The sequence below is a fragment of the uncultured Massilia sp. genome, from assembly GCF_913773735.1.
In the GTDB taxonomy this organism is placed as follows: Bacteria; Pseudomonadota; Gammaproteobacteria; order Burkholderiales; family Burkholderiaceae_D; genus Telluria.
In genome coordinates, this window is sequence record NZ_CAJYEB010000003.1 from 96564 (window position 1) to 110535 (window position 13972).

Sequence of the window (13972 nt, forward strand, 5' to 3'; positions counted from 1 at the left end):
CCGGGGTCTCGACATCATGTGGCGAAACTTGACCGTGGTCAATGATCGAAATCAGGCGTGCTCGCTATGATGGATTTCAGGGCGAGACGGCTGGCCAGGTCGCCTGGACCGACAACGAGGGGTGACGGCACGGCGTTGCAGGCCCCAATAACCGGAGACAACCATGACTCAAAACGTATCGGTAGAAGTCACCGACGGCTTCCACCTGGTGATCGATGCCCTGAAGCACAACGACATCGACACGATCTTCGGCCTGGTGGGCATCCCCATCACGGACCTCGCCCGCCTGGCGCAGGCGGAAGGGATGCGCTTCATTGGCTTTCGCCACGAGCAGAACGCGGGCAATGCCGCCGCCATCGCCGGCTTCATCACGCAAAAGCCCGGGATCTGCCTGACGGTGTCGGCGCCCGGCTTCCTGAACGGCCTCACCGCGCTGGCGAACGCCACCACCAACTGCTTCCCGATGATCCTGATCTCGGGTTCCAGCGAACGCGAGATCGTCGACCTGCAGCAGGGCGACTACGAAGAGATGGACCAGCTCAACGCCGCCAAGCCCTATGCCAAGGCGGCCTACCGCATCAACAAGGCCGAGGACATCGGCATCGGCGTGGCGCGCGCCATCCGCGCCGCCGTCTCGGGCCGCCCGGGCGGCGTCTACCTCGACCTGCCGGCGCAGCTGCTGGCGCAGACCATCGAGGCCGGCCACGGCAAGCGCTCGCTGGTGAAGGTCGTCGATCCGGCGCCGCGCCAGCTGCCGGCGCCCGACGCGGTGCAGCGCGCGCTGGCCCTCATCAAGGGCGCGAAGAAGCCGCTGATCCTGCTCGGCAAGGGCGCCGCCTATGCGCAGGCCGATGCCGAGATCCGCGCCCTGGTCGAGCGCAGCGGCATCCCCTACCTGCCGATGTCGATGGCCAAGGGCCTGCTGCCCGACACCCATGCGCAATCGGCTTCCGCCGCGCGCTCCTTCGTGCTGGCCGAGGCCGACGTGGTGGTGCTGGTCGGCGCGCGCCTGAACTGGCTGCTGGCGCACGGCAAGGGCAAGACCTGGGGCAAGCCCAAGCAGTTCGTGCAGATCGACATCGCCCCGACCGAAGTCGACAGCAACGTGCCGATCGCGGCGCCGCTGATCGGCGACATCGGCTCCTGCGTGTCCGCGCTGCTGGACGGCCTGGACGGCGCCGGCATCGTGGCGCCGGGCGAGGAATGGCTGGGCGCGATCGCCGAGCGCAAGGAAGCCAACCAGGCCAAGATGGCGGCGCTGCTCGACAAGAACCCGGTGCCGATGAACTTCCACAGCGCGCTGCGCGCCATCCGCGACGTGCTCAAGGACCACCCGGACATCAACCTCGTCAACGAGGGCGCCAACACGCTGGACTACGCCCGCAGCATCATCGACCAGTACCAGCCGCGCAAGCGCTTCGACTCCGGCACCTGGGGCATCATGGGCATCGGCATGGGCTTCGCCATCGGTGCTGCCGTCGTCAGCGGCAAGCCGGTGGTGGCCGTCGAGGGCGACAGCGCGTTCGGCTTCTCCGGCATGGAACTGGAAACCATCTGCCGCTACCAGCTGCCGGTCACCACCATCGTCTTCAACAACAACGGCGTCTACAAGGGCACCGACGTGAACCCCACCGGCGGCGCGGACGTGGCGCCCACGGTGTTCGTCAAGAACGCCCGCTACGACAAGATGATCGAGGCCTTCGGCGGCATCGGCTACCACGCCACCACGCCGGAGGAACTCACGCGCGCCCTGCAGGAAGCGATCGCCGCCGGCAAGCCGGCCCTGATCAATGCCGTGATCGACGAGACCGCCGGCACCGAGAGTGGCCGCCTGACCAACCTGAACCCGCAGAGCGCCAAGAAATAAACCGGGAACGCAGCGCAAGGCACGACACCGGCGCCATCGGCGCCGGTGCGAAGGATCCGTCACGTTTGCAGATATCGACAAAGGAGACAGGCATCATGAGCAAACCACTGGAAGGCATCAAGATCATCGACTTCACGCACGTGCAGGCCGGCCCGGCCTGCACGCAACTGCTGGCCTGGTTCGGCGCCGACGTGATCAAGGTCGAGCGCCCCGGCGCCGGCGACGTCACCCGTTCGCAGCTGCGCGACATCCCCGGCGTGGACGCGCTGTACTTCACCATGTTGAACAGCAACAAGCGCTCGCTGACGCTGGACACCAAGACGCCCGAGGGCAAGGAAATCCTGACGAAGCTGATCAAGGAATCCGACGTGCTGGTCGAGAACTTCGGCCCCGGCGCGCTCGACCGCATGGGCTTCACCTGGGAGCACATCAAGGAACTCAATCCGGGCATGATCGTCGCGTCCGTGAAGGGCTTCAGCGACGGCCACCACTACGAGGACCTGAAGGTCTACGAGAACGTGGCGCAGTGCGCCGGCGGCGCGGCGTCCACCACCGGCTTCGACGACGGTCCGCCGACCGTATCGGCCGCGGCGCTGGGCGACAGCAATACCGGCATGCACCTGGCGATCGGCATCCTGACCGCGCTGCGCGCGCGCGACGTCAGCGGCAAGGGCCAGAAGGTGGCCGTGTCGATGCAGGACAGCGTGCTGAACCTGTGCCGCGTGAAGCTGCGCGACCAGCAGCGCCTGGACCGCGTGGGTTACCTGGAAGAGTATCCGCAATACCCGCACGGCACGTTCTCCGACGTGGTGCCGCGCGGCGGCAATGCGGGTGGCGGCGGCCAGCCGGGCTGGGTGCTGAAGTGCAAGGGCTGGGAGACCGACCCGAATGCCTACATCTACTTCACGATCCAGGGCCATGCCTGGGCGCCGATCTGCCGCGCCATCGGCAAGGAAGAATGGATCGACGATCCGGCCTACACGACGGCGCAGGCGCGCCAGGACAAGATCTTCGACATCTTCGGCACCATCGAAGACTGGCTGAAGGACAAGACCAAGTTCGAGGCCGTCGACATCCTGCGCAAGTTCGACATCCCGTGCGCGCCGGTGCTGACGATGAAGGAACTGGCGAACGACGAGTCGCTGCGCGCCAGCGGCACCATCGTCGAGGTCGACCACAAGGAACGCGGCAAGTACCTGACGGTGGGCAGCCCGATCAAGTTCTCGGACATGAAGCCGGAGATCAAGGGTTCGCCGCTGCTGGGCGAGCACACCGACGAGATCCTGGAAGGCATGGGCTACAGCCAGCAGCAGATCAAGGACTTCCACGAGCGCCGCGTGGTCTGACGCCGGCCGCGACCTGACAACGATGCGCGCCCGCACCGCAGGCGCGCATTTTTTCATTCGGGAGAACCCATGCACACCCCACTCGACTTCGAGCAACTGGCGCACGCCATGGGCGACGGCCTCGTCGTCTGCGATGCCGCCGGCACCATCGTGTTCTGGAACGCTGCGGCGACGCGCATCTTCGGCTTCACGCAGGAGGAGGCGCTCGGCACGTCGCTCGACCTGATCATCCCGCAGCGCCAGCAGCAGCGCCACTGGGACGGCTACCACCAGACCATGGCGACGGGCCGGACGCGCTACGGCAGCGACGTGCTGCGCGTGCCGGCCCTGCACAAGGAAGGAAAACCGCTGTCGATCGCCTTCACGGTGGCGCTGCTGCAGGCACCGGACGGCACCGTGTCTGCCATCGCCGCCGTGGTGCGCGACGATACCGCGCGCTGGAGCGAGGAGCGCGCGCTGCGGGCGCGCGTGCGCGAGCTGGAGGCGGCGGCCGCCGTGGCGACGGCGGCGACGGCGCCATGACGATGCGCGCACGTCGCGCGTCGGCAAATCTCACGAAAAATAACACTTAGACAATTTTCTTTACTTCGCAGGGAGCGGGACGCTACTATTTATTCGAGCAACTACCTCTGTCCGATCCCGGGAAGCCGCAGGTACACCTGCGGCTTTTGTTTTTGAATGGTTCGAATGCGCATGACATTGATTTGCCTGCTGACGCTGTGCGCGGCGCAGGCCCAGGCCCAGGTCAAGACCGACCAGGCCCCCCAGCAGGTGACGGTGAACGGCACCCGGACCGACATGGATGCGAGCCGCGACGCCATCGCCGGCAAGATCGTCATCGGCAAGCAGCGCATCGCCGAGAGCGGCGTGCAGAACGTGGGCGAACTGCTGCGCCGCGAACCGGCGATCAGCATCGGCAAGGACGGGCGCCTGGGCCTGCTCGGCCTGCCCGGCTACACGCAGGTGCTGGTGGACGGCCTGCCGCCGCAGGGCGATGCGTTCGCGCTCGACCTGGTGCAGGTGGAGCGCATCGAGATCGTCCGGTCCACCACGGCCGCGACCGGGCCGGTCGGCATCGCCGGCACCATCAACATCGTGCGCCGCAAGGCCGAGCGCAAGGCCTTCAGCCAGGCCAGCGTGGGCGCCACCAGTACCGGCGGGCGGGCAGGCGCGAACGTCTCGTGGATGAACAACCAGGTCGCGGCGGACAGCCCGTTCGTCTACAACCTGTCGCTGTCGGCGCGGCGCACGAAGACGCCCAAGTCCAGCCATTACCTCGAGACGCGCGCCGTGGGCGATACCGGGCCGGTGCCGGAATTCGAGGGCGACAGCGCCGCCTCGAACGTGCTCGACATGGTCAACGCGAGCAGCGAATTCACCTGGACGCTCGACGCGGACAACAAGATCAGCCTGCGCCCCGACATCGGCCGCTTTCGCGTCGTCGACGACGGCATCGAACGGCGCCGCTGGCAGGACGGCCGCCTGCTGGCGCTCGAGCGCGACAACCGCAATACCATGGACACCTGGGGGCTGCCGCTGCAATGGACCCGCCAGCTCGATGCGGACAGCGCGCTGTCGCTGCGCCTGAACATGAACCGCCCGCGCGTGAAGATCGATGCGCCCAGCCTGGAAGCCTGGTCCGATGCGCCGCTGCGCCGGCGCACGTATGCGCAGCGCTGGCGCGGCCGCAATTATTTCGTCGACCTCGACTTCAACACGGTACTGCGCGGCGGCCATGCCATCACGGCCGGCGCCAAGCTGGTGCGCAACGAGAACGACAAGACCTACACCGATCTCGTCGACGGCGTGCAGGACGCCAGCCTGGCCGTATTCGGGCGCGAGAGCGCCACGCGCACGGACAGCGGCCGCCTGTTCCTGCAGGACGAATGGCGCATCGACCGCACGTTCGCCCTGAACGCCGGGTTATCCGTCGAACGGCGCGTCTACGACCTCGCCGAAGGGCCGGTGCGCAACCGCGCCGATTTCAATATGTGGTCGCCGTCGCTGCACCTGTCGAAGAAGATCGGCGGCGACCGCAGGCGCCAGGTGCGCTTGTCGCTGGCGCGCAGCTTCCAGCCGCCGTTCGCCGACCAGCTGCTGCTGCACCCGACTATCAACCCGTTCGCGCCGTGCCAGCCGGGCCGCCCGTGCGGCGCCAACGGCATCGACACGGCCGACCGCGCCGGCAATCCCGCGCTGCAGCCCGAGCGCGCGCTCGGCCTGAACCTGTCGTACACGCACGGCATCGGCAGCGCCAGCGAGGTGATGGTGGAAGGCTATGCGCGCGACATCGCGGACAAGACGGGCTGGGAATACGCGTTCGGCAGCGTGCCCTGGGCCAGCGCGCCGCGCTACGTCTACCGGCCCGTCAACCTCGGCACGGCGACCGTGCGCGGCGTGAACCTGGAAGGCCGCGTGGCGGGCAAGGACTTGTCGACGGACCTGGCCACGCTGGAAATGCACGGCAGCCTGGGGTTCGCCCGTTCGGAACTGAGCGACGTGCCGGGACCGGACAACCGCATCGACGGCCAGTCCCCCTGGCGCGCCAAGTTGGGCGGCAGCTACACGCTCAAGGCGGCGCCGCTGAAGCTGGGCGTCGAGGCCAGCGTGCTGCCGGGAGAATGGACCCGCAGCAGCGCCAGCGAGCGGGTGTACCAGTCGAGCCGGCGCACGCTGGGCATCAACGGCAGCTGGAAGCTCGACGCCAGGTCGAAGGTGACCGTCAACCTCGACAACCTGCTGCACCGGTCGACCACGCGCATCGAGGAATACCGGACCGTGGACGCGCTGCTGCGCCAATCGACCGGCGCGGCCGATCATGCGCGTATCGGCATCAAGTTCGATACATCCCTGTAACCGTCGCCATCGAGGAAGCCCATGAAACATCTCATTGTCTTGCTGGCGGCATGCCTGTGCGCCGCCGGCGCATTCGCCCAGAAGGCGACCACGCGCCAGTATTGCACGCGGACCTGCATCGAGATGGATCCGGACAATCCGAAGAAAGTCCTGCATCTCCAGCGCCTGAAGCAGATCCGCGACAGGATGCAGGCGGAAACCGATCCGGACAAGCGCAAGGCGGTGGCGCAGGAGGAAAGCGCCGAGCGCGAACGGCACCAGGACGCGCTGGAAAACATGTGCGGCCTCATCTGCGCCGGCAATCCCGAAGAATGAGCATGAAGACATCCATCGTCCTGTCGCTGGCCCTGGCCTCATCGGCCGCATGCGCCCAGTGGGGCGACCGCGCCACCACGACGCAGGAATGCACGCGCCGCTGCATCGCTGCGGAAGCGCCGAATGCCCTGCTGTCCCGGTACGACCGGCGCCTGGAACGGCTGCGGGAACGCCGGCAGTCCGCTTCCGGTCCGAAGATGCTGGAAGCACTGGCACGGGAAGAGGCGGCGATCCTCGGCGAGCGGCGCGAGGCGCGCGAGGCGCTGTGCCGCAAGGCGTGCTCGGACAATCCCGACGAATAGTCGATGGGCCCGACGAAATACACAGCGGGAATGTATCCGCTATAGTGCTGCCAACGACACATCAGGCAGCACATCCATGAACCACCCCCGCCATTCCGACGACAACGACACCGACAACCACCAGGCCGACGACGACGCGCTGCTCGAACGCGAGTTGCGGCTGCGCGAGCGCGGCGTCGAACTGGTCCGTCTCGAAGGGCGCGTGTTCCTGCGCTTCGCGGGCGCCGTGCGCGTCGACGGCCTGCACGTCGACTACCGCCTGGTGCCGGCGCGCGGGGTGCTGGCGAAATCGAGCAAGTGGCGCCGCATGGACCTCGATGCGCGCCGCGCGCTGCTCGCCGAACGCGCCACGCGCGACGCCTACGACGACCTGAACCAGGAGACCGAGGAATTCGTGCGCGCCGTCGCCGACACCGCCGACGACGCCGGCTTCGACCCGATGCTGTTCCTGCACGTGCTGGAAGAACTGGAGACGTCCGAGCCGGCCGAGTACGTGTTCGAACGCATCCGCCAGCGCCTCGACCACGCCGTCGAGCGCGAGGCCGAAGAGCGCCATGCGGCGCGCACCAAGGAAAGCATCAACCTGGCCGAATATCCGGCCTCGTTCGAGGCGGCCAGCCGCATGGCGCGCCGCTTCGTCGCGCTGCTCGGCCCCACCAATTCCGGCAAGACCCACAAGGCGATGGAAGCGCTGGCCCAGGCCGGCAGCGGCGTCTATCTCGCCCCGCTGCGCCTGCTGGCGCTGGAAAACTACGAACGCCTGCAGGGCGTGGTGCGCGCCGACGGCAAGCCGCTGGCCGTGAGCCTCGTCACCGGAGAAGAACGCCGCCTGGCCGAGAACGCCACCCACGTGGCCAGCACCGTCGAGATGCTGGATACCCGCACGCCGGTCGAGGTGGCCGTCATCGACGAGATCCAGATGCTGGCCGACCGCGACCGCGGCGCCGCCTGGACCGCCGCCGTGTGCGGCGCGCCGGCCTCGGTCGTCTACCTCGTCGGCGCACCCGAGGCGCGCCGTGCGATCGAGGCGCTGGCCGAGCGCCTCGAGTGTCCGCTCGAAGTGCACGTCCTGAAACGCAAGGCGCCGCTGTCGATGGAACCGTCGGCCGTGCGCAAGATCCGCAACCTGCGCCGCGGCGACGCCGTCATCGCGTTCTCGCGCCGCAACGTGCTGATGTGGCGCGACATGATCACCGAGATGGGCCTGACGGTGGCCACCGTCTACGGCAACCTGTCGCCGGAAGTGCGGCGCGCCCAGGCCGAGCGTTTCCGCGAAGGGCAGGCCGACATCGTGGTCGGCACCGACGCGATCGCGATGGGCCTGAACATGCCGATCCAGCGCATCGTGATGACGACGGCCGTGAAATACAACGGCGTCGAGGAGGAAGAGATTTCGGCGGCGCTGGCCAAGCAGATCGCCGGGCGCGCCGGCCGCTACGGCGTGCACGAGGAGGGCTTCGTGGCCGGCTACGACGACGACACGCACGAGGTCGTGCGCGCGCTGATGAAGGAAAAGATCCCGCCCGTGAAGGCGAGCGGCTTCGCGGTGGCGCCATCGATCGAGCAACTGCACCGGATTTCCGCGGTGACGGGCGAGACCTCGCTGGTGAAGCTCTTGAAACGCTTCGTGCACAATATCGACGTGCCGGACGGCTTTTTTTATCCGAAGATTACCGAGGAGCAGAACGAGCGCGCCGAATGGCTCGACACGCTGGACCTGAGCGTGGCCGAGAAGTTCACGCTGTCGCTGGTGCCGATCTCGACCCGGGTGCCGGTGCTGGAAAGCGCCTGGTCGCACTGGGCGCAGTCGCTGGCCAAACGCAAGGTCTGCAAGCTGCAGCCGCAGCCGCAGGAACTGTTCTGGAAAAACCTGCAGGAAGTCGAGGACACCTGCCGCATGTACTCGGCCTATGCCTGGCTCGGCTACCGCATGCCGGACTTCTTCCCCAGCATCGAGGAAGCGCAGGCGCTGGCGCGCGAGGCGTCCGAACGTGTCGACTCGCTGCTGCAGCAGCAGAACGCGGCGGCGCGCAAGCGCCAATCGAAGAAGGAGCGCGGGCGCTGGTGAACGGCCTCAGCGCGACGCGCGCTGCCCCTTGGCCTCTGCTTCGATCACGCCGGGAATGCGCCGCACCCGGTCGATCATCGTGCGGAACTCGTTCTCGGACATGCGCGACAGCGCGATCAGCACGTCGTCGGTATTGCCCGACTCGGCGTTCTGCTGGACGATGAAGGAACTGATGCGGCTGGTCAGCGGTCCCAACTCCTGTTCCAGCACGTGCAGCGTCAGGCGTCCGCGCTCGGCCGAGATGAGCAGTTCGCGCCGTTGCCGGCTGGCGAAATAGCGCTGCTCCATCGGCTTGATGCCGGCCAGGATGAACAGGATGATGACGGTCGCGCCGAGCGCCGACACGTACAGTCCGCCGCCCACGGCCAGGCCGATCGCGGCCACCGTCCACAGGCTGGCCGCCGTCGTCAGCCCGCGCACGATCTCGCCGCGCAGCAGGATCGAGCCGGCGCCGAGGAAGCCGATGCCCGACACGACCTGGGCCGCCACGCGCGACGGATCGAGGGAGACGTGTTCACGGCCCAGCACGTCCATGAAGCCGTAGGCGGACACGATCATGAACAGGCAGGCGCCCACCGACACCAGCATATGGGTACGCAGGCCGGCCGCCCAGGACAGGCGTTCGCGTTCGAAGCCGATGGCGCCGCCGAGCAGGGCGGCGAGGCCCAGGCGCGCAATGAATTCAAGTTCGAGAAGCATGTGCTTTCCTTGATGAATCATCGAGCATTTCATCTTAGCATGCAGGAAAGAATTGCTCCGGCGCTACTGTGTTATCGGCATCATGGCAGGCAGTGCGATGCGATCCCGGTCCCGCCCAGGCCCGCCAGCGGAATGCTCGACGGTGGGTGGCCATTGCCGAGCACCATGGTGCGGCCGCCTTCGTAGCGCAGGCTGAGTTGCTCGCCGGAATAGCCGGGCAAGCCGCGCGGCACGTAGATGGCGAAGCGGATATCCAGTTCCGGATGGAAGCCGTGGCGGAACACCAGGGCCGGCGCGCCTTCGCCGATTTCGGCGGCGATCGCGGCGGATAGTGCGGGCGTGTCGCGCAGGCTGTTCAGGTCGGTCGTGCCGTCGATGCGCAGCGTGTACGGGCGCAACGGGCCGTAGCGCTGGCCGTCGTACTGGACGCGCAGGCGATCGACGTCGAGATAGACGCTGGGAATGCCGGCGCCGCTGGCGTCGACGCTGCACAGCAGGAACACGGCCCAGAAGCCTTCCGACGCCAGCGGCTGCACGGAGTGCGCCGGCACGGTGCGGTGCGGCAGCGTGACCGGGTTGGAAAAATCGATCCGGTGGACGTTGGCCACATGCTGGTAATGCAGCACGATGGTATCGCGCAGGCCGGCATCGACGCTGCTGCAGCCTGCCGCGGCCAGCAGGCAGGGCAGCACGAGGGAATAGTGGACGAGGTGTCGCATGGCCATCTCCTTTGCCGGAGCAAGTGTGGAACAGCGCTAGCGGGCGCGTCAAGCTTGGGTCAAGCGCGACAGTGGGGTTTGCGGTAGGTCAGAGGTTAGGGGTCAGAGCCCGGTGTTGCTTTTAAAAGGGCTCTGACCCCGGTGTTACGGTGTTGCTTTTAAAAGGGCTCTGACCCCGGTGTTAAACGAAGCCGACCAAAGCCGCTACGTCGAACTCAGCGATTTCTGCAGCAAGGCATGCAACTGCCCGAAATCCGGCTCGCCCAGGTAGCGCTTGAGGATCTTGCCATCCTTGCCGATGACGAAGGTGGTCGGCGTCATGGCGACGTCGCCGAACTGCCTGGCCAGGTCGCCGCCCGAATCGAGCGCCACCTTGAACGGCAGCTTGCGGGTCTCGGTGTAGTTCAGGACGTAGTTGGGCGGATCGTAGCTCATCGCCACCGCGACGAATTCCAGGCCCTGGCCCTTGAACTTGTTGTAGGTCTCGACCATCTGCGGCATTTCCTTCACGCAAGTGGCGCAGGACGTGGCCCAGAAGTTGACCATCACGACCTTGCCGCGCAGGTCTTGCGCGCTGATCTTCTGGCCGTCGATGCTGATGAAGGTGACGTCGGGCGCGTGTTGCTGGCTGCTGAAGGTGGCGAAGCCGATGCCGGCGATCGCGAGGACGGCGGCGCCGATGGCGGCCGGCTTGATCCAGGAACGCGAGGTGGAAGAGGTCATGATGTCAACGCATGCTCGATTGGCGACGAGGCATTATATGCCCGTCGCCATTTTCTTGCCCGCGGTCAGCGCTGCGGCTGGGCTTGCGCCTGCTGCGGCTGCATCGCGCGCAGGTCTTCTTCGCTGATGTACTCGAAGATCTTGACGACACGCATGACGCCGGACACGCCTTTGGCCACGTCGGCCGCGATATTGCCTTCGCGCTGGGTGACCAGGCCCATCAGGTAGACGTTGCCGCGTTCCGTCACGACCTTGAAGGAGTTGGCCGAGATGGTCTGCTTGTCGGCCAGGCTGAGCTTGACCTTGCTGGTGATCAGGGTATCGCTCGAACGCGAGGTGTAGCTCGACGGGCCGGCGATGTCCAGCTCGTTGATCACGTTCTCGACGTTGGCGATCTCGCGCACGCGGTTCTCGACGGCGCGTTTCATCGCCTCGTCGCGCACTTCGCCGGTCAGCAGCACCTTGCGGTTGTAGCTGTTGACGTTGACGTGGCCGAGGTCGCCGGTGACCTCGCCCATGCCGGCTTCGGCCTTCACCGCGATCGCCTTGTCTTCGGTCTGCGCGCCCAGCGTGCGGCGGTCGGCCGTCGCGACGGCGCCGCCCACGGCGGCACCGGCCACGACGGCGATGCAGCCGCTCAGCGAGGACAGCAGGGCCACGCACAGCACGGCCTTCGACAGGGGACGCAGCAGGGAGCCGGCTTCAATTTGCATCTTCTTCTCCGAACAGGGCGACGTCGAGGCCGTCGCAGATACTATGGATCGCGACCAGGTGCACTTCCTGGATGCGTGCGGTGCGTGAATGCGGCACGTTGATGTGGACGTCGGCGTCGGTCAGCATCCGGCCGAGCTTGCCGCCATCCTTGCCGGTCATCGCGACGACGCGCATCTCGCGCTCGAGCGCCGCTTCGACGGCGGCCACGACGTTGCCGGAATTGCCGGAGGTCGAGATCGCCAGCAGGATGTCGCCGGCCTGGCCGAAGGCCTGCACCTGCTTGCTGAAGATTTCGTTGAAGCTGTAGTCGTTGCCGACCGCGGTGATGATCGAGGTGTCGGTGGTCAGCGCGATGCCCGGCAGCGGGAAGCGCTCGCGCTCGAAGCGGCCGACCAGTTCGGCAGCGAAGTGCTGGGCGTCGCCGGCCGAGCCGCCGTTGCCGCAGGCCAGGACCTTATTGCCGTTGGAAAGCGCATTGAACATCAGTTCGATGGCTTGGGAAATCGGTTGTGCCAGGAGCGGCGCCGCCTTCATTTTCAGTTCGGCGCTTTCCTGGAAGTGGGCGAGGATGCGTTGAGTATTCATGGTCGAAGATTATAGTGCAGTGCCCATGGACGACGAGCAACTGCGGAAAAAAATGCTTACACTTCAATGGCATTCCTGAGCCACTCGACATGGTTGCCATCGATCGCGACGACGTCGATGCGGCACGGCGGCATCCGTGCGAAGCGTTGCAGGTAGCACATCGCGGCGCGCACGATGCGGCGGATTTTGGCGGGGCCGATGCTGGCGGCGGCCCCCACCTGGGCGCCCGCCGCGCGCTGGCGCACCTCGACGAACACGAGCGTGTCGCCGTCGCGCAGGATCAGATCGATCTCGCCCAGCTTGCATCGGAAATTTGCTTCGATCAAGACAAGACCGTGGCGTCGAAGATACGCCAGTGCCGTTTCTTCCCCTTGCCGACCCTGTTCCTGCTTGCGCGACAGGCGGGTCGGCCACATCTCAGCCGCCGCTGTCGGCCGGGCGGAAATCGCCGTCGCGGTAGACGGCCGCGGCTTCGCTGCGCTGCAGGCCGGCGCCGTCGGTGCGCAAGCGGCCGGTGACGCCGTCGATGGTGAACGGGGCGGCGGGACGCAGCGCGACTTCGCGCGCCACGCGGAAGGCGTCGATGCCGAGGGCATACAGGCGGCTCATGTACAGCGGCCGGGCGCTCTCGTCGGGGCGCGGATAGCTCATCACGGCGCTATTGTCCGGCTGTACCAGCCAGGGAATGTCGACCACGCGCACGCCGTTCAGTTCCGGCGCGCCCACGCCGGGCGTGCGGCCCGGGTTGATGGAAGACCCGCCGTAGCAGGGAATCGCCGTGCAGGCCTGGGCGCCGTCGTGGGCGGCAAGCTGGCGCAGCTCGATGACGTCGAGGGCGGCGAACAGCAGGTCGGGCGGATCGACTTCCAGGCGGTCGCGCAGGGAATCGATCGTCGACGGCTCGACCCGGCCGCCGGCGGACGGCACCGCGAAGCGCTGGCTGGTGCGGCCCAGCGCGTTCCAGCGCGCCTCGAAGGCGCCCGAGGAACGCTGGGACCAGGTCGAGTTGCCGACCAGGATCAGCGCGCGGCCCTGCGGATGTTCGCGCGCCGCCCAGTCGGCCACCTGGGCCGCCTCGGCCTCGAGCGACAGCCCGGCCACCAGGATGCCCGGAGGGATGGCGCCGCGCTGTTCCGGATGGTTCAGGACGATGGTCGGCTTGCTCACGGTGCCGCCGTCGACCAGCGCGGTGACGGCGGGCCGGGCCAGCGGTCCGACGACGATGTCGTGGCTGGCGGCCGCGCGCGCGTAGGCGGCCAGGGTATCTTCGGGCGAGTCGCCGGTGGGCACCAGTTCGACCTGGAAGCCGCTGCCGTCGCGTTCGGCCCCGGCCATGAAGCCGGCACGCACGGCGTCGGCCGCGCCGCCCAGCGACGGCGAGTCCATCGGCAGCAGCAAGGCGATGCGGGTGACGCCGCCGGCGGGGGCGGCGTTGCCGGCCGGCAGGGCGGACGCGGAGGGCGTGTCCGGTGCCGGCGCCGGCGCATCGCGGTCGAACAGCTGTATCGGCGCGGTACGCACGGTATCGGCGGGATCGGGCTGCGGCGCGGCCGGCCGGACCGGGGCGGCCGGCACGGGAACGGGCGCGGGCACGGCGCGCCCGCCCGCGGGAATCTCGTCCACGCGCGGCGCGCCGCTTGTATAAACCTGGCCCGGCGGGCACACTCTCGGGTCGGGGTCGACACAGATCGAGCTGCAACCGGTTAATATCGATAGCGCCAGCATCGAGAGCGGCAGAAGCGCGGTCGCCTTGACGGTCCGCGTCTTGAGAATTTTTA

General features: G+C 67.4%; 14 protein-coding genes. 7 read left to right on the top strand and 7 right to left on the bottom strand.

The window, feature by feature from the left end:
- Positions 1-163 precede the first annotated feature (163 nt).
- The 7 genes from oxc (at position 164) to QZ749_RS01715 (ending at position 8754) form a co-directional block, all read left to right on the top strand.
- Positions 164-1867, top strand: a complete 1704-nt coding sequence (gene oxc, locus QZ749_RS01685) for an oxalyl-CoA decarboxylase (protein WP_296942577.1) — start codon at positions 164-166, stop codon at positions 1865-1867.
- Positions 1868-1962: 95 nt separating this feature from the next.
- A complete protein-coding gene (gene frc / locus QZ749_RS01690) occupies positions 1963-3213 on the top strand; it encodes a formyl-CoA transferase (RefSeq protein ID WP_296942579.1) in 1251 nt (416 codons plus the stop codon).
- Between the two features lie 69 nt (positions 3214-3282).
- Positions 3283-3735, top strand: coding sequence for a PAS domain-containing protein (locus QZ749_RS01695; RefSeq protein ID WP_296942580.1), 453 nt, complete (start codon positions 3283-3285; stop codon positions 3733-3735).
- Positions 3736-3906: 171 nt separating this feature from the next.
- Positions 3907-6069 (top strand): TonB-dependent siderophore receptor, encoded by a 2163-nt coding sequence (locus QZ749_RS01700; protein WP_296942582.1) that lies wholly within the window; start codon positions 3907-3909, stop codon positions 6067-6069.
- Between the two features lie 21 nt (positions 6070-6090).
- A complete protein-coding gene (locus tag QZ749_RS01705; RefSeq protein WP_296942584.1) occupies positions 6091-6384 on the top strand; it encodes a hypothetical protein in 294 nt (97 codons plus the stop codon).
- 2 nt (positions 6385-6386) lie between these two features.
- Complete coding sequence (locus tag QZ749_RS01710) at positions 6387-6686, top strand: hypothetical protein (protein ID WP_296942586.1); 300 nt, start codon at positions 6387-6389, stop codon at positions 6684-6686.
- Between the two features lie 76 nt (positions 6687-6762).
- A complete protein-coding gene (locus tag QZ749_RS01715; protein ID WP_296942588.1) occupies positions 6763-8754 on the top strand; it encodes a helicase-related protein in 1992 nt (663 codons plus the stop codon).
- A 6-nt stretch (positions 8755-8760) separates the two neighbouring features.
- Here the strand turns inward: QZ749_RS01715 and QZ749_RS01720 are convergent, their stop codons facing one another.
- The 7 genes from QZ749_RS01720 to QZ749_RS01750 form a co-directional block, all read right to left on the bottom strand.
- Positions 8761-9453 carry an MgtC/SapB family protein gene (locus tag QZ749_RS01720; protein ID WP_296942590.1) on the bottom strand — a complete coding sequence of 231 codons (693 nt, stop codon included), beginning with the start codon at positions 9451-9453 and terminating at the stop codon, positions 8761-8763.
- Positions 9454-9533: 80 nt separating this feature from the next.
- Positions 9534-10172: a hypothetical protein gene (locus QZ749_RS01725; RefSeq protein ID WP_296942592.1), complete on the bottom strand. Its 639-nt coding sequence runs from the start codon at positions 10170-10172 to the stop codon at positions 9534-9536.
- A 204-nt stretch (positions 10173-10376) separates the two neighbouring features.
- Complete coding sequence (locus tag QZ749_RS01730) at positions 10377-10895, bottom strand: peroxiredoxin (RefSeq protein WP_296942594.1); 519 nt, start codon at positions 10893-10895, stop codon at positions 10377-10379.
- Positions 10896-10960: 65 nt separating this feature from the next.
- The gene (locus QZ749_RS01735) at positions 10961-11608 is read right to left on the bottom strand and encodes a BON domain-containing protein (RefSeq protein ID WP_296942596.1); all 648 of its coding nucleotides are present in this window, start codon (positions 11606-11608) and stop codon (positions 10961-10963) included.
- Positions 11598-12194, bottom strand: a complete 597-nt coding sequence (locus QZ749_RS01740) for a phosphoheptose isomerase (RefSeq protein ID WP_296942598.1) — start codon at positions 12192-12194, stop codon at positions 11598-11600. Before QZ749_RS01740 ends, QZ749_RS01735 begins: the two co-directional genes overlap by 11 nt.
- A 56-nt stretch (positions 12195-12250) precedes the next feature.
- Positions 12251-12610: a YraN family protein gene (locus QZ749_RS01745; RefSeq protein ID WP_296942600.1), complete on the bottom strand. Its 360-nt coding sequence runs from the start codon at positions 12608-12610 to the stop codon at positions 12251-12253.
- Position 12611: 1 nt separating this feature from the next.
- Positions 12612-13817: a penicillin-binding protein activator gene (locus QZ749_RS01750; RefSeq protein WP_296942602.1), complete on the bottom strand. Its 1206-nt coding sequence runs from the start codon at positions 13815-13817 to the stop codon at positions 12612-12614.
- Between the last annotated feature and the right edge of the window lie 155 nt (positions 13818-13972).

What these genes read in the sequence shown, in the direction of transcription:
- QZ749_RS01710 (WP_296942586.1), top strand. Translation starts at nt 6,387, where the DNA reads ATGAAGACATCCATCGTCCTGTCGCTGGCCCTGGCCTCATCGGCCGCA.
- QZ749_RS01730 (WP_296942594.1), bottom strand. Translation starts at nt 10,895, where the DNA reads ATGACCTCTTCCACCTCGCGTTCCTGGATCAAGCCGGCCGCCATCGGC.
- QZ749_RS01740 (WP_296942598.1), bottom strand. Translation starts at nt 12,194, where the DNA reads ATGAATACTCAACGCATCCTCGCCCACTTCCAGGAAAGCGCCGAACTG.
- QZ749_RS01725 (WP_296942592.1), bottom strand. Translation starts at nt 10,172, where the DNA reads ATGCGACACCTCGTCCACTATTCCCTCGTGCTGCCCTGCCTGCTGGCC.
- oxc (WP_296942577.1), top strand. Translation starts at nt 164, where the DNA reads ATGACTCAAAACGTATCGGTAGAAGTCACCGACGGCTTCCACCTGGTG.
- QZ749_RS01705 (WP_296942584.1), top strand. Translation starts at nt 6,091, where the DNA reads ATGAAACATCTCATTGTCTTGCTGGCGGCATGCCTGTGCGCCGCCGGC.
- QZ749_RS01735 (WP_296942596.1), bottom strand. Translation starts at nt 11,608, where the DNA reads ATGCAAATTGAAGCCGGCTCCCTGCTGCGTCCCCTGTCGAAGGCCGTG.
- frc (WP_296942579.1), top strand. Translation starts at nt 1,963, where the DNA reads ATGAGCAAACCACTGGAAGGCATCAAGATCATCGACTTCACGCACGTG.
- QZ749_RS01745 (WP_296942600.1), bottom strand. Translation starts at nt 12,610, where the DNA reads ATGTGGCCGACCCGCCTGTCGCGCAAGCAGGAACAGGGTCGGCAAGGG.
- QZ749_RS01695 (WP_296942580.1), top strand. Translation starts at nt 3,283, where the DNA reads ATGCACACCCCACTCGACTTCGAGCAACTGGCGCACGCCATGGGCGAC.
- QZ749_RS01720 (WP_296942590.1), bottom strand. Translation starts at nt 9,453, where the DNA reads ATGCTTCTCGAACTTGAATTCATTGCGCGCCTGGGCCTCGCCGCCCTG.
- QZ749_RS01700 (WP_296942582.1), top strand. Translation starts at nt 3,907, where the DNA reads ATGACATTGATTTGCCTGCTGACGCTGTGCGCGGCGCAGGCCCAGGCC.
- QZ749_RS01715 (WP_296942588.1), top strand. Translation starts at nt 6,763, where the DNA reads ATGAACCACCCCCGCCATTCCGACGACAACGACACCGACAACCACCAG.